This window comes from Niallia sp. Marseille-Q9988 (genome assembly GCF_976954375.1).
Window position 1 is genome coordinate 118,844 of sequence record NZ_CDRJSZ010000011.1, and the last position, 24,112, is coordinate 142,955.

The window sequence follows — 24,112 nt, forward strand, 5'->3', positions numbered from 1 at the left end:
ATGATTCTATTTGATTTTGGCCATAAATGAAGTAATTCTCCGCTCCATTCCACTTGTTTTTAAGCTAATAAAAAAGCCAAACAATCATATGCAACTGTGTGATTGATTAGCTTTTTCTTTTGCTTGATTATTTATATCTTAGCCTCCCATTATAGTTTAGATTTCTTATAAACTATCAAAATGCAAGTGAACAGGACAATTAGTGAATGTCCTAAGTGAAAACTTTTACACTTTTTAGTGCCAGGTACCAGCGATGGACAAATGTCTTTTTAAGGTGCCTGGCACTTTGTTAGGCACTTTGTTATGAAAAAAATATTTAGCCTTCATACCATTATCTAGTACAATAATAGTAGATTTAATTACTTATGAAAGAAGTGTTTGTGTATTGGAAGAGATAAAAAAATTGTTTATTGCATTCCCAAAGAAGACTGTATCACTGCTTGAATTAGAACAAGTGATAAAGCCATTTATTCGTAGCTATGAGGAATTTGCTCAAGTAGTGTTGGAATTGGAAGCAGAAGGAATTCTTGGAATGGTAAAAGCAAAAGGAAGAAATAGTCGAAATCCTTCACTTGCCTTTCAATATCGTATTCAAAAGAAAATGTTAGTAGATGATTATCATAAGGAATTACAATCCTACCGAAGAAACTTGCACCCATCCATTAATTTGGACGCATACTATCAAGAAGAACCTAATGTTTGGAAAAAACACTTACCTTATATCCAGAAGATTGATCAGTATTTGCAGAAGTTTTCTTTTCCAACTGAAGAAGTACCTGCTCCAGAACGGAGCTATGAATTAGTGGAAGATGAGAAATGGATAGTGGAAAAAGGAGGAAAAGAAATACTCGAGAAAATCGGTCTCTTTCATTCATTGAAAATTATCCCAGTTTCTGAACCACTCATGTTCGCAATTAATCCTATGCAAATAACAGTAGAAGAACAGTTTCATTTAATAGTTGAAAATAAGACAACCTTTCAAGGGCTACTTCCTGTATTAAAAGAAACAAAATTTTCTACATTAATCTACGGGAGTGGAAAAGCAGTAATAAAAAGTATTGAACAATTTCCTATGCAGTATCCTGTAATAGCTAAACACTATTTTTTCTACTTTGGTGATATAGATCATGAAGGCATATCCATTTGGTATTCCTTGAATGAAAAACAGAATATGATATTAGCACTTCCTTTCTATGAAGCTTGTTTGCATAAGAAATCTGCTATGGGAAAAGCATATCAAAAAAGTAGAGAAATAGCATTCAGTCAATTTTTATCCTATTTTCCTTTGGAGCAGCAACTGCAAATTCAACGCCTCTTAGAAGACGGATGCTATTATCCACAGGAAACACTTAAAACTAAGGAGTTGCAGCAAATTTGGAGGGAGTCAAATTGGACAAGCTTGAATTACAAGAAATAACGAATGGATATAGAGAACGAATGCACCGTCTCGCTTTATTTGATCCATTATATGAATTAGAAAGAAAACGAGAACAAGATCAACAAGAGTTGATGGTTGATATGAAAGGACTTGGATTGCTTTCCTTGCTTTTCTTTTTTGAGCAGAAATTAATTCGGAATTATAAAGTTGGTACAAAACAATTGGCTCGCTTTTTGCAAAAGCTAACGGAAAATCAATATATACTTGATGAGCGGGATTATGAAAGAATAGCAAGAACTATTATTCAAATATTTCGACCTACAACAGGGAGGAAACGCAGTTATTCTTATTATAATTGGGATTCAGGAAAAGAGGATATAATAGACTATTCTATTCTCAAAGCGAATAATTTTGATATGGAAACCAATACACAATATTATACGTTGGATGAAGATGGGCTTGAATTAGTGTTTGCGACGAAAGAATTTTATAGTGAATTTCAACTGTCTATTAATCAGCTTATGTTGCGGAAACAATTGGATCGAGGGGAGTTTAAAGGAGCTCTGCGCCAGATTAATGAAATGAGAATAGATGTAGAAAGTTTAGATGAACGAATTGGAAAGTTAAAACATGAGATTCAGCGGAGTATTGTTTCAGAAGAAACCTTTGCCCGCTATAAACAGCTATTAGAAGATATTTCTGCCCGATTATCAAGAGAAGATGAAGAATTTAAAGAGCTCCGCCAATTTGTAAAAGAGACAAGAGAAAGATTGTATTCCAAAGATGTTCACAAGAAGGAGCACAAAACGTATGAATTAATTCTTACCATTACAAGAGAATTAGAAGGAGTACATTATGAGCATTCAAGGTTGTTGGAACAGACACTATCCTTAAAAAATACTACGCTAGTGACTGCCCAAGAATCGCTATATTATACGGGGATACAAGCATTTAATTTCGATCAAGATATTGTTTCTCATTTGATTTCCACACCATTACCTTTTGAAGCGATGCAAGGCGTTTTGCACCCATTTTTAAAAGTGGAAGAAAATCACTTCTGGTCACCTCTAACCATTTTGGCTGAACAAAATATAAACGAAGAAAGAGAAAAACCAGTGGAGCAAGGATTAATAGAGCTAAGTAATGAAGACGAAGATGGACCTTATCGGAAAAATCTAATGAAAAAATATAAAGAGATTATGGAATTATTTTTATTTGCCTATCAGACAGGGAAGGGGAATACTTTATCTTCCTATCTTCATTTTTTAGACGAAATTGGACAATCGTCGCTCTATGAAAATCGTTATTTTTATGAATTTTGGTTAATCTTGCATCAAAGGTCACCAATTGCGCAAGGTTCTATACAGGAAGAAGAAGGAACAACCTTACTTGGTGAAGCTTTGGCACTTATAGAAAATCGTACGCTTATTGTTATAGAAGAAAAGAGTGTTATTAGACAATTTGCCCGCTATTCAATTCAAGAAATGATTATTTCTTTGGAAGGAGAAGAAAATGAATTACTCGGAACAAACGATTAAGAATGCTTTTCAAATATATACAAGATTAGTTCGGGATGGTGTAGCAGATAAAGAAGCTGTTCAGCAATATAAAGCAGATGACGAAATTCGAGGATTGCTCGATCTATTTAGTAAAGAAGTGGACTGTGTTATTGTGAATACCAGCGAACAAATGCTATTAATACCAGAAACGAAACTATCCCCCTTTCATGTTAGCAATGAATGGCTGAAGCGAAATTATTTACGTTCTGGAGCAACAAATGGAGATATTTATTTGCTTTATTTTGCGACCATCGTCCTTTTTGGTAGTTTTTACGATACCTATCAAAGCATAGAGCCCACAAGACTTTTCTTAAGATTGGATGAATGGGTGCGCTTTATTCATGAACGAATAGAGCATCTAAAGACGCATGATGAAGATACATTGAAGGAACTGGAAAAGGAGTTTTCTTATAATTGGAGTATCATTATCGAGAAATGGGAAGACATGGATGATATTAAGGAAACGGCTAAAAAGCAGGCTGGAAATACAATCAGTCGGTTTAGTTTCATGAATACGGTAAAGCGATTCTTAATTGATCAAGATTTAATCCAAGATATTGGTAATAATGAAATAACTTTAACGGAAAAGGCGAAAACAATCATTCAGCGATATTTTATGGAAGTGGAATATAATAAAGGCATTTTCGAGTTTATTTATAGCTTTAGTAAGGAGGAAAGTCATGCCATCGATTAGCAAAATCCGGTTAACGAATGTGATCTATGAAGAGGGGAATAAGCGTTACAACAATGAGATTTTTTTATTTGATGGACAAAATAGTGCGATTCTTTTAGAAAACGGCGGAGGAAAGACTGTTTTTATTCAAACTGCCCTGCAAGCTATTTTGCCTCATACAGATTTAGCAGATCGGAAAATCAAGAATACATTAATGCTTGAGAATGCTCCGGCGCATATTGCCATTGAATGGATTACCAATGATAATCCAAGACATTATGTAGTAACAGCGGTGTCGCTATTTACAACAAAACAAGGAATCGATTCACTACGCTATGTCTATGATTACGGAGAAAACGATGCAAACAGCATGGAAGAAATTCCTTTTGTGAAAGAAGGGAAAGCAGGAAAAAGAACGGCAGAAAAAGGCGAAATGCAAGACTACTATAGTTATATGCGAGAAAAATCTTTATCGGCGAGAACATTTCAGACAATTAAAGAGTATAAGCAGTATATAGAAGAACAATTTCAAATCATCACAAGTGAATGGGAAAGTATTGCGAAAATTAATAGTTCAGAAGGGGGAGTAGAAGCTTTTTTTGACGACTGCAAAAACACGAATCAATTATTTGACCGTCTATTAATACCTATAGTAGAAAATTCAATTGTTGGTCATGATACGCAGTTGTTCGCTAATACATTTGAACAACAGCATGCCAGTTTAAAAAACTATCAAAATTTAAAAGAAACATTAGAAGAAAATAAACAAATACAAAGGAAATTGGAAGATTTCACAAAAAAATATGAAGTACTTCATTTTCAAGAAAATGTTTATGAAAAAACGAAACAGTTTGTAAAAGGTCTTTATAAGGAAGCGATTAGCCAAAAAGAAAGCTACTTAGCAGAACAACAAAGTATTACAGAAAAATGGAAGGAATGGTTTTCGAGTAATCATTTATACGAAGTGAAAGAGGCTTCTTTTGATATTTTACAAGAAGAGTGGAAGTTTCAGAATTTAAATCAAGCTTATAAAGAAAGTTATCAACAAAAAAATGACAAAGAAGAAAATCTCAAGCGGTATAAAAAAGAATTTTACTCCTTAAAACTAAAAGGTTTAAAGAACGAAAAACGTGTATTAATAGAAGCGCTAACCAACATAGAAGCAGAACTGAAAATGCATGATCAAAAGGAAGAAGTGCAAGATTTTAGAGAACAATTAGTGGAAGTAAAAGCAACTTTGTTAGGGTGGTATGAAGGAGAATTTGAACGGTTAGAAAAAAATAAGCAAGAGATAAGGTATCAACTAAATCCTATAATGGATGGGATTGCTAGTAAAGAATCAAAGCAAAGTGATTTATTGGCAAGGGAGAAGGAGATAGAGGCACTTAATACACAAATTACTACGACAATTAATTATCTTAAAAAGGATATGGGGCGTATAAAACAACAAATTCTTGCCAATCCAGAACAAGAAAAAGTTGAAGCAGAGCTCTTAGTATGGCAGCATAGAGCACAGCATCTCGATCAAGAAATCATTCGTCTGGAACAGGAAATGAAGCAATTTCTGGTGGAGATAAAAGAAGCAGAGCAAAGAAAAGAAGAGGTTCAATTGCAAGTGATGAATCTGGAAAAAGAGATGGACAAAATCTCCTATAACCTGTCACTTGGAGAACAAGCAGAAAAAAAGCTAATAAAAGAACTTGCAACTCTTTATGCTGCATGGAATGCCCTTGATACAGTATATTTAAAACAAGAATCCATTGAACATAGAATTACTGAAACATTGGTGAATGTAAAGAAAGAAAAGGAGAAGTTACTGGATAAAGAAAGAATGGCCCATCGCTTTGTTGATGATTACGCGAATCAAGATATTTTCTTTGGGGATTCCTACCTTGAAAAACAGCTTTGGTCATGGAAAAATCAATTGGACTATGTAGTAACTGGAGTAGAGTATTTACAAGAATTAGATGAAGCAGAAAAGCAAGCAGCAAAACAATACCCTTTATGGCCGATTACGTTGGTTACAACACAAAAATCTAAGTTGAAGCTCCTAGATCGAATTTCCAATATGACCAAAGAGCTGCAATACCCAATTGTGGTACTTACTACTGAAGAAGCATTAACGATTCAAGATTATCAAGCAAATGAAAATTGGGTAGTGCCGTCTCACTGGCAAGCAAACTCAAGTCAAAATCATTTCGCGGAATGGAAAAAACAGGTTAGTACGATTGCGAAGGAAGCTACTCTGCTTCGTGAGGAAAAAGAATTGGAAGTGAAGAAATGGCAAGATGCCCAGCAGACATTCCGAAACTTTCTGGAAACATATCCATTTGCTCGCATAACAGAATGGAAGAATCAGCAGAATGAAGCAAAAGCTTTATTAGAGAATTTAGAGCAGCAACTTCAAAAGGAAAAAAAACTTATACTTTCTTTTCAGGATAAAGGGAAAAAGCATACAATTACGGTTAAAGATTATCGAGATGAGAAAAATGGGTTAGAAGGAAAAATCGATAAAGGGACACAATATGTACAGTACGCCAAAGAAGTTCTAGATGTCTCTAGAAAAGAAATAGATACTAGAAATCAACTCGTAGAAATAAAAAAAGAGCTTATCGGAATTGAACGACAACTAACTGATTTTAAGGAAGAGAAAGAGTATCTAGATGAACAGATAAGTAGGAATAAGGTGAGAGCAGAAATGCTTCAGCAAGAGGAGGAGTATAAATCTTTAGGAACCATTATTCCGATCTTTTCAAATGAGGATAAATCGACAATTAAAGAAAAAATGTTCTCATTAGAAATGAAAATTCGTGAAATAACGGTTGCCGAAGGAGAATTACTCGCTAAAAGAGAAGCAAATCAAAATTCTCTTAACAAAGTAAAAAATCAAATAGAAGAGTTACAAAAGGAACATCCTTATATAGATGAAACGATAGAGTTTCTAAGTGACCACAAGCTATTGCAAGATCAGTTATGGAATCAAATGCAAACTGTTGAAAGTGAAATTGAGAAACTAGTAAATGAAGTAGAGCGCAGAAACACCCGAAAAGAAAGACAACATGGTATATGGCAACTAAAAGTGAAACAATTTAAAGAGAAATTCCTAGAAGAAGTAGTTCATTTTACCAAAATAAAATCGGAAATTATGGAAGAACTAGCAATAGAAAAAGAGGCTTTACTCGAAAGAAAAGCATATTTAGAGAAAGAAGAAGCAAGAATTAAAAAGGAGTTAACTTCTATAGGTGAAGCGATTTTAGGCATGGATCTTTTTGAGGACAGTCATCATTTTAAAGCACCGCATATTGTACCATTTTCTATAGCACAGGAAGAAATACTTACCTTTACTTATAATCGCCAGAAATATATAGATAAAGTAGTGAAGGAATTAAAGCAGAATAAACAATTAGTGGAAACAGAGCAGACGGAAGTGGAAAAGTCTCGACGAAAATTCCGAGAGTTTTGTAATCGTGAAATTTCGAATATTAAGCTGCAGCAGATGGCTATCACTGGCCTAGATAATAAACAAAACTATGAAGATTTGTTAGAGTTTAAGAAAAATATGCTTCTTCGTATTGAGAAAATATCTAACTATGCCATGGAGCATATCCGTCAAAGTGACGAAGATTTACAATTTTTTATCAATCAAATCCATTCCCATTTACAAACACTGGTCGAAGAAATCAATCAAATTCCTAAGAAAACAAGAGTGAAGGTGGAAGATGATTGGAAGCAAATCTATACCTTTAAAATTCCTGAATGGGAAGAAGATGCTGGTAAGATGAGAATAAGAGACTATATTGAATGGATTTTACAACAATTGGATTCAGAAAGATTCTTAAATGACTTAGGACAACAAGATACAGTGAAAATTCGAAAAGAGACAGAGAAATGGCTGCAGACGAAACAGTTACTCCAAGTAGTAATGAGTAATGATGTTTTAAAAGTAAACTGTCGCAAAGTAACCAATGATAATAAGGTATCCACTCGGAACTACAGCTGGGAGCAAAGTAATGTCTGGTCCGGTGGGGAAAAATGGAGTAAGAATATGACTCTATTTTTAGGCATACTCAATTATGTAGCAGAAAAGAAAAAACATCAACCAACTAACCGAAAACGTAATAGGGTGGTAATTCTCGATAATCCATTCGGAAAAGCATCGAGCGACCATGTGTTAAGTCCGGTCTTTTTCGTTGCCGAACAGTTAGGATTTCAAATAATTGCGTTAACAGCACATGCAGAAGGTAAATTTTTGCAAGATTATTTTCCAATCCTTTATAGCTGCCGCTTAAGACCATCAAATGATGCTAGTAAAAAGATTATGACGAAGGAGAAATGGCTGCACCATGCATTTTTCCAAGATCATGAGCCACAAACGATTGATCGGCTTGGGGAGACGGAGCAGATGACGTTATTTGAGTAATGGAAATGGTAGCAAACAATAGTGCTTGTCACCTTATTTGGTGACAGGTACTATTGTTGTTTTCTAGAGTGGATTTTTCATAATCTATCAAAATGAAACTGGATAGCACTGTTATAATAGTTGTAATAAACTATATCTGAAGTTTGTCTCTAAGAAAAGTCTGGGTAAGTCTTCTGTGTAGTTGCTTGGACCAAATCATGCCCATAAAAAATACGAGTAGGACGTATTTCGGCCATAAGATTTTTAATTTTTCTAATCGATTCAGTAGCTATTTGTTGATCAAATGTAGCAAATGGAATGTCATCTTCATAATTTTCTTTTGTATAGGCTAAATCAATCGTCAATAAAATAGGCCCAGATTGCTTCGTAGTTACAAGAATTGATTGATGTCCAGGTGTATGACCAGGAGTGAAGAGAAGTTGAATTCCAGGCATGAGTTCATAATCTCCTTGAATGGCCTTATAATTTAAATCTGCTTGCGTGCATTCTGGTGGAGCATATCCTTCGTTTCCAATAGAAACATCCAGCTCTGCTTGCTGAACAAATATAGGTGTTTTGGGAAACAGCGGATTTCCACCAGCGTGATCCATATGTAAATGGGAAGAAATGATTGCTTGAATGTCATCTGGTTTATAGCCAATTCTATCTAATACGGAAAGAATATGATCTTCCTTTCTCATATCAGGTAAGAACAACCCTTCAAATGGCGTATAATCAAAATAACCTGGATTTTCAATAAACGATTCTGGCATACCTGTATCAATAAGGATAGGGCCATCCTTTGTTTCTAGCAGATAGGACCATATTTGTAAGGTTACAAGCTTTCCAGGCTCTAATTTTTGATTTAAAGAAGAATGATCTAGCGTTAATTTTCCTGTAGGTAACCAGTAAAGTTTTTCTATCATTTAGTACCACTCCTTAATAGTTAGAATAATCAGATTAAAAACATTATGTCATAGATTTAGCAATTTGAACAACTGACTTTATATCGTGCCATGTAGTTGTATTTTTATGGTAATATGTTACTAGGTATTAAGTAATTACATATAGGATTGGAGGAGTATTTGTGGCATTAATAAAAAATTTGACTAAAATCTCAAGAAATTCCAGATTGCAAACAGAAGTTGAAAGTTCGTATAATACACTAATAAGTGGTGGAAAAAAATATATACAAATAAATACATATGGTTCTTCAGAAAGATTACATAAAGGTGTAGTAAGTCAAACACTTCAAATGGACGAACAAACAGCAAAACAACTAGTGGTAATTATAAAAAGAGAATATAACTATTAAATAGAAAGTTAATGTAAGATGCACATTCCTAGGTGCATCTTTTCTTGTATAATATTTACATATAACTTAAACCCAATAGATTAAAAAGAATGAGTTAGAAGATGGTTTTTATTTAAATAGTTTCGGTTAGGATAAAAGTAAAGAGAAAAGATAGGAAATATAAAAAAATTGGGAGACTCTACGTAATGACAGAAAAGGAATTAATCGTAAACTCAGATAATGGAAATTTATTAAAAGAGTTAGTACAAGCTATAAGAGAGTGTGAAAGATTTTATTTTAGTGTAGCGTTTGTTAATTTCAGTGGATTACAGTTGCTTTTAGATTCATTAAGAGAGGCAGAAATGAATGGGGTAAAAGGGAAGATTATTACATCTACCTATCTGAATTTTACGGAAGGCAAAGCACTAAGAAAAATTAATGAATTTAGTAATATAGATCTAAAAGTGTATGTTACGGATAAAGAAACAGGATTTCACACTAAAGCATATATTTTAGAAAATAAAGAGAACTATAAGGTCATTATTGGTTCATCTAATATTACTCAGAGTGCATTAAAAAGTAATGTTGAATGGAATGTGAAAATCGTCTCTAAGGAAGATACTCCTTTTATCCATAATGTAAAAAAGGAATATGATCATTTATGGGATATAACAACAGAAGCAGATGATCAATTTATTGACGACTACGAGGAGTTTGTAAATTCTATTATCAGTTATACGGATAAAAACCATCAGCTTATATATGAAAAAAGTGAGTATATTATTCCTAATAGAATGCAAAAAAGAGCAATGGAAAGTTTAAATCGGTTACGATCTTTCGGTGAAAAAAAGGCGTTAGTTATTGCTGCTACTGGTACCGGTAAAACGTATATGTCCGCTTTCGATGTAAAACAATATCAGCCAAAACGAATGCTGTTTATTGTACATAGAGAAGAAATATTGAAGAAAGCTAAAGAAACGTTTGAAAAACTATTACCAAATGAGAATATTAGATTTGGTTTATTAACGGGAAATCATAAAGAGAAAAATGCTGATTACATATTTACAACGATCCAGACTTTATCCAAATGCTATAGTGAGTTTAATAAAGATTATTTTGATTACATTATATTCGATGAGGCACATCATGCAACGAGTAATAGTTATCAATCTGTCATCCGTTATTTCGATCCTAAATTTACACTTGGGATGACAGCCACACCAGAGAGAACAGATAATCAAAATGTCTTTGATCTTTTCGACAATAATGTTGCCATTGAAGTACGTCTACATGAGGCGTTAGATGATGAATTAATTGTTCCTTTTCACTATTTTGGAATCACGGATATAGAAGAAGTTGATTTAAGTGATGTGGATATTAATGATATTGCTGAAATTACGAAAAGACTAAAAGTTAATGAGCGAGTAGATTTTATTATTGAGAAAATGCTCTTTTATCAGCATGATGGTAAAAAAAGAAAGTGTTTGGGATTCTGTGCAAGTATTGAGCATGCGAGATTTATGACAGAGGAATTCAACAAAAGAGGTTATAAAAGTGCTTGTTTGACTGGAGAAATGAGTGCTGATCAAAGGTCACATTATATCAATAAATTAGAAGATGATGCTGATGAATTGGAAGTTATTTTTTCCGTCGATATTTTTAATGAAGGTGTCGATATTCCTACCGTAAATACAGTTCTTATGTTAAGGCCTACTAATTCGCCAATTGTGTTTATTCAACAATTAGGAAGAGGGTTAAGGAAATTTAAGGGGAAAAGCTTTCTAACAGTATTAGATTTTATCGGAAATCATAATAAAACTTTTTTAATCGCCATCGCCTTAAATGGAACTAAATATTACGATAAAGAAAGTTTAAAGGTTGCTATTGCAACAGGCTTTGCTAACATACCAGGTAGTACACATATACAAATGGATCGAATTTCACAAGAAAGAATTTTAGCCCAAATTGACAAAGAGAACTTTAATTCTATGAAGTATTTAAAAGAAGAGTATTTTGAATTTAAGAAACTCAACAGTGAGAAAACTCCAAAATTTTTAGTGGATTATCTAAAATATGATGGAGCACCAGATCCAATTAAATTTATTGATAAAGAAAAAAGCTATCTGCAATTTGTTGCGAAAGTAGAAAAAGATAATAAGCTTAAAGAATTACTATTGGATACTAATTTTGAAAGTGCATTAAAGGAGTTATCCAGTAAACTTCCTCTTAAACGAATATATGAGTTTGTTATATTAAAAACTTTGTTAGAAACAAATGAAGTTATTCTGGAAGATGCAAAACAGGAAATTTTGAAATATGTGGAAAGAGTGGATGACGACAGCATAATCCATGCTTTTGAAAACTTAAACCAAAATTATTATGATAGTATGCAAAAAAAAGGAAAGCTTCAACTTTGTATATATGAGCATAATAAAATTGTTAAAACAGAGACTTTTAAGCAACTATTGGAAAAGGAAAAATTTCGAATTTATATAGAAGATTGTATAATGTATGGAATTTTCCGATATGAAAAGGAATTTAAAGATACATATTATGGCATCCCGCATTTTAAATTATACGAACAATATCAGATGATTGATGCCGCTTTATTATCTAATTATCGTAAAATTCATAGTTCCTTTAGAGGATCGGGACTTTTAACAAATGGTAATGACTATTTTCTTTATATAGATCTTCACAAGGAAGAAGACATTAAAGAAAGTATAAATTATAAAGATATGATGATTGATGAGAGTACTTTCCAATGGCAAACTCCAAATAGTACTAGTCAAAGTTCTGATAGAGGGAAGAATATTATTTACAATAAAGAAAGAGGGATACATTTACATTTATTCATTCGTAAATATAAAGAGATAGATGGCAAAACAGAGCCTTATATTTATATAGGGAAAGGGAATACGATAGAATTTGAAGGGGATAAACCAATTACTGTTATTATGGAGTTAGAGCATACATTACCAACTAACATTTATAATGAGTTTGTAGTAAAGGTGTAAAAAAATGCTAGGGGGAAATCCTAGCATTTTTTTACTTTTCATTTATTAATGCAGTAACTGCTGGAATATCTGCAGGTGCCCAGTTTAATGAATCCAAATTTTCTCTCTTTAGCCATACTAGTTTTGAATGTTCACTAGCCATTGGAGTTCCGTCGATAATTTTAGCATTAATACATAATAAAGTAATAATAAAAGTGTCATATTCATGTGTATGTTCATGGAAAAGCTCTTCTGCTTTTATCATACATCCTAGTTCTTCCTTAATTTCTCTTTCGAGTGCTGTAAAGATATCCTCTCCCTTTTCTACCTTGCCACCAGGAAATTCCCATCTATTTGGAATAGTCATTTGAGGTGATCGAAGTGCGCATAGTACTTCCTTTTGATCGTTTTCAATAATTCCTGCTACTACATTTACTGTTTTTTTCAATTGGTGGATCCTCCTGAAGAAATTAATGTTCTTTATAATCATAGCATTGAAATAGTAGAAGGAGAAAGAATTTTCATATAATAAAAAGTAATTATATCCGAAAGAAATTATAAAAAATGCCAGTCTACAACAAACTAGTAAGAGACAAAATATCGCAAATTATCACATCGACAGGAAAGAATTTTCATTGAAAACTTGTCTGATGCAGAATACATTCAAGAGTTAAGAATAAAAAGCCTAGAAGAATTAAAGGAATACTTAGAAGTCCCAAATCGTGATAGTGCTTTAGAAGAATCAGCAGATGTTTTAGAGATTTTACATGCTTTAGCAAACTATCATCAATAAAGCATTAAAGAAGTTGACCAAATTAGAAAACAAAAAACAGAAGAACGTGGTGAATTTCATGAAAAATATATTTAGTAGAAGTAGAAGATTGGTTTTATTAAAGCTAAATTAAATATGAATCAACTATAAGTTTTAATTCTACCTTATTTCCCTTTAACCATAGTGGAAAATAAGGTGGTTTTCTTAGTCGCGCATATGTCCTGCCTCCCTAGAAGTCATTGCGCCATCTCCTGCTTTTACATCTTTTTGAATTTCTTGTTTTACTTTTTGTGCATCCGTTCCTGCAAAATCTGGTTTCATAATGGAATTTAAGTTCTCTTTATTTTGGGTCATACTTTTCCCTCCTTTCTTTAACTATTATTATTTCTAAAACGGCGGATATTATGTTAAAGAAAAGAGGAGAAAAAGTTGATTTTCAGACGGATAAACAACGAAGCTTCAGGTCAAAGATGTCTAATTGCTAGGATAATATGACATAGCAGAGGAGTCTCTTTCGGTTTAGTCATAAGTGTAAAGAGCTGTCCTACCGTCATTAATGGACGGTTGGACAGCTCTTATTTTTCCTCCAAAATAGTAATCAAACTCAAAACTCTCCCCATATCAGGATTATACACAGACTCCTCTATAACCGTTTCATTCATCTTACTGTCTATAAACCAGTAGGATGCTGGGACTTCATTTCGTCTTACTTCTATTTGTGTACTAGGTTTATGAAAAAAGCTTGCGGCAATGCTATTAGTATGTAATTTAGATACTAGCGCTCGATTTCCTTGGAATCTTTTCATAATATTTGAGCCATCTGATTGGACTACTGCATATTTTTCTGGTGCAAAATCAACTAATCTATTTAAAAACATGAATAACGTAACGTGATATTTTTCTGCAAAGTGCTGAACGGTCTCTATATTTACAACTTTGTTTGTGAACTCCATAGTTAAATGATTTGTTGGAATAAGAAGGGTGGAGGCAAACTGATGTGCTTCCATTTCTTCGATTTCTTGTGTTAGGAGAGAGGATACTCCAAATTGCTGATTTTTATCTTGGTTATTCCTATATTTTCTGGAAAAGTATTTATTTTTTAGGTGCCATGGCAAAACATGATGTGCAATAAGTGTGGCTAATGTAAATCTAGCTCTGTGCTCGTGTTTCTTTCTTCGAGCTAATACAATAATGGGAAATTCACTTTGTATATAAATTCCTTCTGCTTCCTCTAAATCATCTTCCAAAACTTTTATTCCTAACTCATTTGCTAATTTATATAAATCAATGGGTAACGGTTCTTCTACTTTTTCTGTTAAAATGGCTTCCGCATATTCTTTTGGTGTTTCATATAGTATATCCATTTTAATTTTTCTACCAGTTGCTAAAAAAGCTGCATACTCAACTAATTTTTCTTTATCTTGTGGTGATAAGGAGTTAACGATATTTAGGAACAAACGATCAGATAAATTAATCGAATGCTGTGCTTTTACTTGATCTACACCTGAAATTAAATATTCTGTCGTTACTTTTAGAGCAAATGCTAGTTTTTGAATAATCTCAAAGGAAGGCCTTCTTGCACCAGATTCATATTGGCTAATAGCAGGTGGCTTTAATCCAATTTGATTCGCCAATTCAGCTTGAGATAAATGTAATTCTTTTCTTCTATTTTTAATTCTTTCATTTATAGAATTGGGCATATCCTATCCCCTTTATAGCATTTAGTTTACCGATATAATAACATATTATGAAAAATATTGACAGTGATATTTACTCGTGTTATTATTTTGTTTGCAAAGTGTTATTGGTTTTTATTGGTATGATTATTATCGTTAAATTGGAGGAGGAACTAGAATGAGTTTTGAAAATTATAGGAGTGAGTTGTGTAAAACACCACTTAAAGAAACGTATGAAAAAAGAGATTTAATGTCTGAGAGATTTTTGTACGCTAAGGATGAAAAGGTAGAAGTATATTGGGCCCCTTTCGATTATATTAACAAAAGCGCTAAAGTAGTTATATTAGGAATTACTCCTGGATGGACGCAAATGGAGTTGGCTTATAATTATGTGCTCCATCATATGGACAAAGAGGATGAGGAGCAAGTACAGTATCATGCAAAATACGATGCTAGTTTTGGTGGAGCAATGAGGAAGAACCTCATTGAAATGCTTGATGGAATAGAACTACATAAACATTTAGGCATTGATAGTTGTGAACAATTATTTAATGTGAAGAGTTCCTTGTTACATACATCTTCTGTGTTAAGATACCCTGTGTTTATTAATGGAGAGAATTATAGTGGAAGTCAACCAAAATTAATGGGACATCCGATTTTTACTAGAATGATAGATGAACTGTTAATCCCTGAACTTAACAGTTTAAAAGATGCTGTTATTATTCCTACTGGAAAAGCAGTTTCTGATTTACTTCAATACTTAGTAGAAGAAGGTAAGATTGAAAATAAAACAATTTTGTTTAATTTTCCTCATCCTTCAGGAGCAAACGGACATCGTAAAAGTCATTACGCAACCTACCAGCATCTCTTTAAGGAGCAATTAGCAAATGCTGCACAAAAAGGTCACTTTACAGAAACAACTTCTGCAATCAGTCCTACCAAAGAGCAAATGGATGAATTGATTCAACAGTTAAAGATTATCGGAGCCGAACTGAAAAGAGGAAATGATCTAAAAGAAAAGGAAGCTTATTGTCAAAGACGTTTAGAAACTCTTGCAGATGAAATTCAACCATATGATCACCGAGTTGCACAAGTTATTGAACAGCTGTTGAAATAAAACATGTAAGGAAGGTCATAATGAAAAATAAATTCGCTATAATAATCTTCGTTAGTTTAGTTGTTGTGGGAACTGGGGTTTACTTTTTTTCTAGTAATGATACAGACTTTGAAGTAAAGCCAGAGCCAGAAAAAAGGATGACAGTAAATAGTGAGAAAGATGATAAGAGTGAAGAAATCGATAATAATAATTCCACTACTTCCACTGATCCAGAAGCGGATTTGGAGCTTATTTCTGAGTTTCCTAACAATATGAAAGAATTAGAAATCCAAGATGCTATTCATCAGATGAGCCATACAAAAGTTTATGCGGATGAAAAATGGGGTTCTATAGAACCAACTCAAGGAAGAATTGCTCGCTTATTGGAAGTAATAAAAGAAAACACTGATGTTTATGAGAATAGCAGGTTATACCTATCTATTTTAGAAAGATGGCAGGAAAATGATTTTAGCAATGCGGTTGAGGATCATAATGACATTTGGAATCTCCAGGATGGAACAATTGGAAAAGCAACAAGATTGCTTACAGAAGAAGAAATGGAATAAGAATTTCTATATAGAGTTCAGGAATAGCAGAAGGACATCCTGACTCTTTTTTTGTAATAAGGAGGGAGGGGAATTTTTTATAGAAATAGAATAGACGATTTAAAAAAGGAAGAACTTAAAATAATAGGTTAATCTAAAACCCAAAATCAGGACAACATATAAAATATGTCCACCATTTGGGTTTTAATTTAGAGAATTAAAGGTAAGAAAAAGACATAAACAAAATGGCGATGATAAATAGGATAAATAGTAGCATGAATATTATTGCTAATACGAGTAAAATCCATCCTAAAATTTTTCGATCTGTTCTAATCAAGTAAATAGAAAGTGTAATGATTCCAAACAGAAAGCCCATGATTCCCCATAGAACAGGGTTTTTGCCTTGTTTTTTTGAATCTATAACTAAATAAACTGTTATTAAAATGTTTATTACCCAAAATAAAGAAAACTCCATAAAAATATCTCCTCCTTTTCCTTCATTATATTGTATTCTAAAAGTTTTTCATACATGCTCATGTTAAGTAAGGAAGCTTCATTCCTAATCTATGATTCTTTCATTTATTAAATTGTTTCTGCGTAAGATTTCCTATGGTTTATAAGTGATAAAATATGTCTATTTTTCATAGAGGGAGTAAAGGTTTTCTAAGTTAATGATAGCTATGTATTGCGAAAATGATACTAAATGTATATACTTATTTTATAATGAACTATACTTTTTATACGTGGTTTTATACAGTATCTAAATGTGTAGTGATGAAAAAAGGATGTTAGCTAAGAATATATATCTATAATAGGAGTATTATTTCTAAGAATTTAAGGAGTTGAGCGAAGTGATTCATCAATCAATGAAAGCGTTCCCGAATAATTTTCTTTGGGGTGCTGCATCTGCAGCGTATCAAGTAGAAGGTGCATGGAATGAGGATGGCAAAGGAGTTTCAAATTGGGATAAATTTGTTAGGATTCCGGGAAAAACATTTAAAGGAACAAATGGAGATGTTGCAGTAGATCATTATCATCGTTATAAAGAAGATGTGCAGCTGATGGCTGAAATGGGAATGAAGGCTTATCGATTTTCCGTTGCTTGGACTCGTATTTTTCCAGAAGGAAGAGGAGAAGTAAATCAAGCGGGAATTGATTTCTATAATAAATTAATTAATGAGTTAATCAAGTATAATATTGAGCCAGTTCTTACTCTTTATCATTGGGATCTTCCACAAGTTCTTCAAGATGAATATGCAGGGTGGGAATCTCGCCAGATTATTGAGGATTTTACGAATTATAGTATCGAATTATTTAAACAGTTTGGAGACCGAGTGAAATATTGGGTTAGTTTAAATGAGCAAAATATTTTCACTGGCTTAGGCTACCGAATGGCTGTACATCCACCTGGAGTAACAGATGAAAAGAGATTCTATCAAGTAAATCACCATGCGAACTTAGCGAACGCTAGTGTTATCAAAGCATTCCGCAAATACGTTCCAAATGGAAAAATTGGTCCTAGCTTTGCTTATTCTCCTGCATATGCTTTAACTTCAAAACCAGAAGATATTATTGCAGCAGAGAATGCGGAGGAATTGAATAGCCATTGGTGGATGGATATTTATGCTTGGGGAAGATATCCAGAAGCTGCATGGAACTATTTAGAGGCAAATGGATTAACTCCTGAGGTGGAAGAAGGGGATTTTGAATTATTAAGAGAAGGTACTCCTGATTTCATGGGACTTAACTATTATCAAACAACGACCTTTGAGAAAAATCCGTTAGAAGGCGGAGTAGGTAGTGCTGAAATGAACACTTCTGGGAAAAAAGGTACTTCTCAGGATTCCGGAATACCTGGTGTGTATAAAACAGTCGAGAATCCAAATCTAGAAAGAACGGATTGGGATTGGAATATTGATCCACAAGGATTACGGATAGCGCTTCGAAGAATTACAAATCGCTATCATCTACCTATTCTCATTAGTGAAAATGGTTTAGGGGCCTTTGATAAGCTGGAAGAAGGCAATATCGTCAATGATGATTACCGCATTGATTTTATCCGCGCTCACATTAACGCGATGCAAGAAGCCATTACAGATGGAGTAGACTTAATGGGATATTGTGTTTGGTCGTTTACTGATCTTCTAAGCTGGTTGAACGGATTCCAAAAACGATATGGTTTCGTTTATATTAATCAGCATGAAGAAGGAACGCACGACCTTCGCCGTATCAAGAAGAAGAGCTTTTATTGGTATAAAGAAGTAATCGAATCGAATGGGGAAAATAGATAAAAAGGTGGAGACTAGCGAGTGCCTCGTGAGTCTCCACCTTCTTTTTTTACCTTTATACCTTGTTTTGCTAAATATAAAGGAGTATACCTTGCAATTAAATGAACAAAATAAAATGAATTCATTAAAAGGAAATAGCAAATGAAAGGATGTGAACAAAAATGGTCACAAAAATCAGTAAGACAATCGAAAATATCCAACAATATAGTCAGCCTTTTCATGATATAGAGGATTTAAAAGGTTTAATCGAAAATGCTAGTAAAGCAAAATACATATTACTGGGAGAAGCCACCCATGGTACAGCAGAATTCTATACCATTCGAGGAGAAATCAGTAAAAAATTAATACAAGATCATGGCTTTACTTTTATTGCAGTAGAAGGAGATTGGCCGTCTTGTTATGAAGTGAACCAGTATGTAAAAGGGCATTCAAATTATTCTCATGCTAGAGAAGTACTTTCTCAGTTTCACAGATGGCCAACATGGATGTGGGCAAATGAAGAAATCATTCCCCTTATTGAGTGGCTAAAAGCATATAATTTTGATAAAAAGGAAGAAGACAAGGTTGGATTTTATGGCATAGACGTCTATAGCTTATGGGAATCGATGGAGTCTATTGTTGCTTATTTGCAAAAAATAAATTCACCAGATTTGGATAAAGCGATGCAAGCAATTACTTGTTTTCACCCCTATAACAAAAGGCCAGAGCAATATGGCATGTCTGCGGCTTTTTTGGGAGAAAGCTGTAGAGAGGAAGTATTAGAGCTTCTAAATTCTATTGTATCGAAAAGAAAGCAATACATGGAAGAGGATAAAGAGTCCTACCTTAATTTACAAATAAATGGGTTAGTATCCAAAAATGCAGAAGCCTATTATAAAGCAATGGTTACAGACGATATCGAATCATGGAATATTCGTGATTATCATATGGTAGAAGCTTTAGAGATTGTCAGCCAATTTTATGGGAAGGAAGCAAAGGGGATTGTTTGGGAACATAATACGCATATTGGTGATGCAAGAGCTACTAGTATGGAACAAGAAGGATTAGTGAATGTTGGGCAAATTGCAAAAGAAAAATTTGGAGCAGAAAATGTGTATGCAGTTGGTTTTGGTACCTACAAGGGGACCGTCAATGCAGCAGAAAAATGGGGAGATCGCTATAAAATAATGGATATTCCTCCTGCACAACTTAATAGCTGGGAAGCACAACTTCATCGTGCTGGCTCCTTTAATAAATATCTAACCTTTACAGAGGAAAACCGTTACTTTTTTGAGCATACAATCGGTCATCGTGCCATAGGGGTAATCTATGAGGCAGCATATGAACATTATGGGAATTATGTACCATCAAAAGTTTCAGTCCGCTATAATGGATTTATTTATGTAGATCGATCTAAGGCAGTAACACCGATTGCTATTTCAAGCGAGGGATGAAATTAGATTAGCAAAGGACATTTATGATTTAAGAAAAATAATCAGCCAAAAAAGTGAAGGGATTTTTGCTTTTTTGGTTTTTTTCATCTTAGGTAAGATTTTATTTAAACAAGTAACAAATAAATTTATCACGGAATAGTATAGCAATCGGAGCTTGAATTTTGAAAATTACAAAAAAGTTCCGAAGAATAATATATAGAGGGTGACGTTAATTGGAGAGGAAGGCAACAGAAACAAAAATGGTTATTGTAGTTCGAAAAGATTTGTGTATGACAAAGGGGAAATATGTAGCCCAAGGTAGTCACGCAAGCTTAGGATTAGTATTAGATATGATAAAGCGCGAAGATGTGCATACACAAGCGATATTAGAAAAATGGTTCAGCGAATCTTCGACTAAAATATGTGTCTACGTCAAAAGTCTAGACGAATTACATGAAGTGAAAAATAGAGCCATCGAAAAGGGAGAAGCAGTTAAATTAATAACAGACAGTGGCTTGACCATGTTTCATGGAGAAAAGACAGATACTTGTTTAGCCATTTTAGGATATAGAAACAATGTAGATGAAATTACAGGGCATTTACAACTGCTTTGAGTTGGATCAAAGCAAAAATTGTTTTCATTCAAGAAGTTTCAGCCCTCTCCATAGAGAATTTTTTTATAGGATATAAAGATGTATCTATCATTAGAGTTCTTCCAAAAGGCTAGCAAACACAGCTAGTTTTTTCACTAACTCATAAACGTCAATAAGGCTCACAACTCTTGCATAGTAGATTTGTAGAAGATAGGTTGGAATTCAATTATCTATAAAGGAACAACTAACTATCAGTGGGGAAGAAGGGAAATCCCACTGATAGAAGGTTCATTTATTTTAAAGCATTTCTCAAGTGAACGATATGATTTGGATTAGTAGACCATTTACTCAGTAGCTCTTGTTGTCTTCTTTTCAAATCTTCATAAGGTTCTTCCACCATCTCGATTTCATCGAACCGTTCATCAAATAGATTAGCATCTTTTATTTTTCTATAGCCTCCAAATCCTATGTCATCGTTTAATAACCAGATGACCTTTTTCATATTGGCAAATAAGATGGCCCCTGTACACATCGGACAAGGCTCTAAAGAGGTATAAATAGTATATTTCTGACGACTTACTTTTCCCTGTAAAATTGCCGGACCGCCATTTCTTATCGCAATAATTTCAGCATGTGCCGTTGCATCTTGATGTGGATGCACTTGGTTTCGTCCTTTGGAAATTATATTATTATCTTCATCAACTATTACAGCTCCAATGGGGTAAATGTGTTCTCAAGTAATGCATTTTCAGCTTCTTGTAATGCTAAGTACCTATCTAAGTCAAAATTCATGGTTATTAAGCCTCCACTAATTGAAGTGTCGTTTGTTTTATTCTACCATAATTATCCTATTATGATTGTTGGAGACAAAATAAGAGGGTTAACCGTTCTAGCTAGTTAACACCCCATTTTATTTTCTATTAATACTTAAGCTCTAATCTCCCATGCTTAAATGAATCTTGCATTCTATAACTATCCTTTGGGAAAATAAATGTCCAAGGCATACTGACATGAGAAGGAATGACAAGGTCTGGCAGTGTGAATTCCTTTTCTGCAATCACTTCATCATTAACACTGTAATATAATAGTGTATTTTGAAAGCTTAGGGGATATTCCGTGAAATTATGAACCAATACGGAAACAAGTAGTGCATCCTTATGATTGATTGCTTCTCGGATAGGAGAAAAAATAACGCTTGAACTGTTTATGTGTTTTGTTTCCTTAAAGATTTTTTCTATATTTTCTCTATCTTGCGGGGCAATTTGCTTGTCCCAGGCAGATTCAAATTGTAATTCCTGCATCATTATGACCACCTTTTGAAGTGAAGTGTAACATAAGTGAGAGAAAGAATCTATTATACGATCTAATTATTTCTTTCTATCATATATATTCCACTATGAATTTCCCTCTAAACAGAACAAATGTTTTGGTGTAGAATAGTAAATGTTATATTAACTATTAAATATTAGGGGTGGAATCAACTTGAATGGAACATCACATGCTGTAATTGGATCAGCAACAGGATTTATTGTTGCTCATACCGTGCAATCCACACCAACAGAGACATTAGTGTGTGTCACTTTAGGAGCCGTTTCTGGACTAATGCCTGATCTGGATATTGACGGGAAGCTTCGTGGTAAAATTACGTTACCTCATCAAATGATTCAATTGTCTGCACAGGTAATCGGAATACTTATGGTGCTATATAGTTTCTTCGAGAAAGTAGCAGTAGAGAGGTGGATGGGGGTCGGGATAGGTATTATGATTTTGTTTATCGCGTCGTTAATTAAACAAAAACATATGCTGACAATAACAGGGATTGCCGTGCTGATGGGAGGACTTTCTGTTGAGGAACGATGGATTATTCTTCTAGGAGTCTATATTATGATTGCATCCTTTACTTCTCATCGTAGCTATACTCATTCTATTTTGGGTGTTGTGTTTTTTGGAATCATTGCCGCAAATGTAGAGAACTCCATTGGCATCCAGGGAGTATACTATACTTGTATTGGTGGATATATCAGTCATTTAATTGCAGATTTAAAAATTTTTCCGTTTAACAAAAGAGGCGTTAAGCTATTCTTGCCACTGACATCAAAGGAATTTTAATAGTTTACTATTTGTCTTTCTTTATACATAATATTAAGTTGGATGGAAAGAATCCCCTATTATAGCAATCTTAATAGGGGATTCTTTCTATATGGCTCTAAAGCAATATGTTGATATTTCTAACCTAGATAGAATCGAAGTTACCATCTATTTATGTTATAATATGGAAAAAGGGAGGTCTTAAATATGGGCTTTGGTTTTCGAAAGAGCTTTAAAATAGCTCCTGGTGTTCGGGTGAATGTTGGAAAAAAGAGTGTTGGGGTAAGCGCTGGTGTAAAAGGGCTACGATATAGTGTTAACTCACGAACAGGAAGTAGAGTGACTGCTAGTATCCCAGGAACTGGTGTCTCTTATACCACGTCAGGTGGCAGGAATAGAAAGTCGTCGGCCTATCAAAGGCAGGCGGATATAAATAGAAGGCAACGTGAATTAGATAAACTGAATGAATTAGAGCAGGCGAGACTTGCAGTTGAAGCATACGAAAATACAATTGAAAGAATTCATAGTATTCATATAGAAGCAGATGATCCTGTTAATTGGATAAAAGTAAGAGGGGCAGATGCGCCCTATCACCTGCCTAGTGGGGAAATGGGAGAAAAGGAAAAACTAGCTTTACAGCAGCTTCAAAATTATAAACCAGGAGTTCTTACCAAGCTTTTTAATCGACAATCTGCTGAACAGAAGTTACGAGAAGAGGTTATAGCTGCTAGAGAGGAAGATAAACAGGATTATCTTACTTGGGAGCGCGATATAAAGATTGCTACAAAGGTGTTAGAAGGGGATATTGATACTTATTTTCAAGTCATTGACGCATTTGCACCTTTGGATGATTTAACGGAATTTGGAAGTGGATTTGAATTCAGTTGTGGTGATCCGAAAGTAATGGAAATCGAATTTGAAGTAAATGCGGAGGATGTCGTTCCAAAAGAACAATTATCTTTAACAAAGACTGGAAAATTATCAAGAAAGCAAATGCCGAAGGGGAAGTTTTATGATATTCAGCAAGATTATGTCTGTAGCTGTATATTAAGAATTGCCCGTGATATGTTTGCGCTATTACCACTACATACGGTCTACATACATGCAATAGATAATCGTTTAAACACTGCAACTGGATATATGGAAAAAATCACTATTCTTTCTGTGAAATTGGACAAAGGAAAACTAAATCGATTAAATTTTGCTAATATTGACTGCTCCGATGCATTAGAAAACTTTGAACACAAGATGAATTTTAAAAAGACAAAAGGGTTTGAGGCAGTTAGTAGACTTATGGTTGATTAAGCGGATAAGGTTAGAAGCGTGGGTATAGTTACTCACGC

20 protein-coding genes and 1 pseudogene are annotated in these 24,112 nt (G+C 33.8%); 14 read left to right on the forward strand and 7 right to left on the reverse strand.

Features of this window, described 5'->3' with window-relative positions; genetic code table 11:
* The first annotated feature begins 385 nt into the window (after positions 1-385).
* Genes ACWNMZ_RS19185 through ACWNMZ_RS19200 form a run of 4 tightly spaced genes read left to right on the forward strand, consistent with a single transcriptional unit; the run spans position 386 to position 8,030 of the window.
* Positions 386-1,417, forward strand: a complete 1,032-nt coding sequence (locus tag ACWNMZ_RS19185) for a Wadjet anti-phage system protein JetD domain-containing protein (protein ID WP_048717813.1) — start codon at positions 386-388, stop codon at positions 1,415-1,417.
* Positions 1,390-2,916 (forward strand): hypothetical protein, encoded by a 1,527-nt coding sequence (locus tag ACWNMZ_RS19190; RefSeq protein WP_035416739.1) that lies wholly within the window; start codon positions 1,390-1,392, stop codon positions 2,914-2,916. The genes ACWNMZ_RS19185 and ACWNMZ_RS19190 overlap by 28 nt, the downstream gene beginning before the upstream one ends.
* Positions 2,891-3,631 (forward strand): DUF6063 family protein, encoded by a 741-nt coding sequence (locus ACWNMZ_RS19195; RefSeq protein ID WP_048717814.1) that lies wholly within the window; start codon positions 2,891-2,893, stop codon positions 3,629-3,631. The genes ACWNMZ_RS19190 and ACWNMZ_RS19195 overlap by 26 nt, the downstream gene beginning before the upstream one ends.
* Positions 3,618-8,030, forward strand: coding sequence for a hypothetical protein (locus ACWNMZ_RS19200; protein WP_449598789.1), 4,413 nt, complete (start codon positions 3,618-3,620; stop codon positions 8,028-8,030). Before ACWNMZ_RS19195 ends, ACWNMZ_RS19200 begins: the two co-directional genes overlap by 14 nt.
* A gap of 149 nt (positions 8,031-8,179) precedes the next feature.
* Here ACWNMZ_RS19200 and aiiA read toward each other — a convergent pair whose 3' ends face one another.
* The gene (gene aiiA, locus ACWNMZ_RS19205; protein WP_048717817.1) at positions 8,180-8,935 is read right to left on the reverse strand and encodes a quorum-quenching N-acyl homoserine lactonase AiiA; all 756 of its coding nucleotides are present in this window, start codon (positions 8,933-8,935) and stop codon (positions 8,180-8,182) included.
* A 161-nt stretch (positions 8,936-9,096) separates the two neighbouring features.
* Between aiiA and ACWNMZ_RS19210 the strand changes: the two genes are divergently transcribed.
* The gene (locus tag ACWNMZ_RS19210; RefSeq protein WP_449598790.1) at positions 9,097-9,324 is read left to right on the forward strand and encodes a hypothetical protein; all 228 of its coding nucleotides are present in this window, start codon (positions 9,097-9,099) and stop codon (positions 9,322-9,324) included.
* A gap of 185 nt (positions 9,325-9,509) precedes the next feature.
* Complete coding sequence (locus ACWNMZ_RS19215) at positions 9,510-12,320, forward strand: DEAD/DEAH box helicase (protein ID WP_449598791.1); 2,811 nt, start codon at positions 9,510-9,512, stop codon at positions 12,318-12,320.
* Between the two features lie 31 nt (positions 12,321-12,351).
* On the opposite strand, the gene ACWNMZ_RS19220 is transcribed toward ACWNMZ_RS19215, so the two are convergent.
* Positions 12,352-12,747: a (deoxy)nucleoside triphosphate pyrophosphohydrolase gene (locus ACWNMZ_RS19220; RefSeq protein WP_449598792.1), complete on the reverse strand. Its 396-nt coding sequence runs from the start codon at positions 12,745-12,747 to the stop codon at positions 12,352-12,354.
* 195 nt (positions 12,748-12,942) lie between these two features.
* Here ACWNMZ_RS19220 and ACWNMZ_RS19225 point away from each other — a divergent pair, with 195 nt between their 5' ends.
* A complete protein-coding gene (locus tag ACWNMZ_RS19225) occupies positions 12,943-13,092 on the forward strand; it encodes a hypothetical protein (RefSeq protein WP_449598793.1) in 150 nt (49 codons plus the stop codon).
* Positions 13,093-13,275: 183 nt separating this feature from the next.
* Here ACWNMZ_RS19225 and ACWNMZ_RS19230 read toward each other — a convergent pair whose 3' ends face one another.
* Both ACWNMZ_RS19230 and ACWNMZ_RS19235 read right to left on the reverse strand, forming a co-directional pair.
* Positions 13,276-13,425 (reverse strand): hypothetical protein, encoded by a 150-nt coding sequence (locus ACWNMZ_RS19230; protein WP_449598794.1) that lies wholly within the window; start codon positions 13,423-13,425, stop codon positions 13,276-13,278.
* Between the two features lie 221 nt (positions 13,426-13,646).
* Positions 13,647-14,771 (reverse strand): helix-turn-helix domain-containing protein, encoded by a 1,125-nt coding sequence (locus ACWNMZ_RS19235; RefSeq protein ID WP_449598795.1) that lies wholly within the window; start codon positions 14,769-14,771, stop codon positions 13,647-13,649.
* 154 nt (positions 14,772-14,925) lie between these two features.
* On the opposite strand from ACWNMZ_RS19235, the gene ACWNMZ_RS19240 reads away from it, so the two are divergent.
* Positions 14,926-15,864 (forward strand): uracil-DNA glycosylase family protein, encoded by a 939-nt coding sequence (locus ACWNMZ_RS19240; protein WP_048719212.1) that lies wholly within the window; start codon positions 14,926-14,928, stop codon positions 15,862-15,864.
* A 20-nt stretch (positions 15,865-15,884) separates the two neighbouring features.
* On the forward strand, positions 15,885-16,409 hold the full coding sequence (locus tag ACWNMZ_RS19245) for a DUF6241 domain-containing protein (RefSeq protein WP_053094391.1): 525 nt from the start codon (positions 15,885-15,887) through the stop codon (positions 16,407-16,409).
* Positions 16,410-16,605: 196 nt separating this feature from the next.
* Here ACWNMZ_RS19245 and ACWNMZ_RS19250 read toward each other — a convergent pair whose 3' ends face one another.
* Positions 16,606-16,863, reverse strand: a complete 258-nt coding sequence (locus tag ACWNMZ_RS19250) for a hypothetical protein (protein ID WP_031537988.1) — start codon at positions 16,861-16,863, stop codon at positions 16,606-16,608.
* A 391-nt stretch (positions 16,864-17,254) separates the two neighbouring features.
* Here ACWNMZ_RS19250 and ACWNMZ_RS19255 point away from each other — a divergent pair, with 391 nt between their 5' ends.
* The 3 genes from ACWNMZ_RS19255 (at position 17,255) to pth2 (ending at position 20,702) form a co-directional block, all read left to right on the forward strand.
* Positions 17,255-18,679 carry a glycoside hydrolase family 1 protein gene (locus ACWNMZ_RS19255; protein WP_449598826.1) on the forward strand — a complete coding sequence of 475 codons (1,425 nt, stop codon included), beginning with the start codon at positions 17,255-17,257 and terminating at the stop codon, positions 18,677-18,679.
* Between the two features lie 158 nt (positions 18,680-18,837).
* Positions 18,838-20,109: an erythromycin esterase family protein gene (locus ACWNMZ_RS19260; protein WP_449598796.1), complete on the forward strand. Its 1,272-nt coding sequence runs from the start codon at positions 18,838-18,840 to the stop codon at positions 20,107-20,109.
* A gap of 212 nt (positions 20,110-20,321) precedes the next feature.
* The gene (gene pth2, locus ACWNMZ_RS19265; protein WP_204375780.1) at positions 20,322-20,702 is read left to right on the forward strand and encodes an aminoacyl-tRNA hydrolase; all 381 of its coding nucleotides are present in this window, start codon (positions 20,322-20,324) and stop codon (positions 20,700-20,702) included.
* A gap of 271 nt (positions 20,703-20,973) precedes the next feature.
* Here the strand turns inward: pth2 and ACWNMZ_RS19270 are convergent.
* Together ACWNMZ_RS19270 and ACWNMZ_RS19275 are read right to left on the reverse strand one after the other, a co-directional pair.
* A pseudogene (locus ACWNMZ_RS19270) lies at positions 20,974-21,473 on the reverse strand (nucleoside deaminase).
* Between the two features lie 128 nt (positions 21,474-21,601).
* Positions 21,602-21,982, reverse strand: coding sequence for an SLAP domain-containing protein (locus ACWNMZ_RS19275; RefSeq protein ID WP_449598797.1), 381 nt, complete (start codon positions 21,980-21,982; stop codon positions 21,602-21,604).
* A gap of 181 nt (positions 21,983-22,163) precedes the next feature.
* Between ACWNMZ_RS19275 and ACWNMZ_RS19280 the strand changes: the two genes are divergently transcribed.
* On the forward strand, positions 22,164-22,790 hold the full coding sequence (locus ACWNMZ_RS19280) for a metal-dependent hydrolase (RefSeq protein ID WP_048718181.1): 627 nt from the start codon (positions 22,164-22,166) through the stop codon (positions 22,788-22,790).
* 186 nt (positions 22,791-22,976) lie between these two features.
* Positions 22,977-24,074 (forward strand): DUF4236 domain-containing protein, encoded by a 1,098-nt coding sequence (locus ACWNMZ_RS19285; RefSeq protein ID WP_449598798.1) that lies wholly within the window; start codon positions 22,977-22,979, stop codon positions 24,072-24,074.
* Positions 24,075-24,112: the final 38 nt, after the last annotated feature.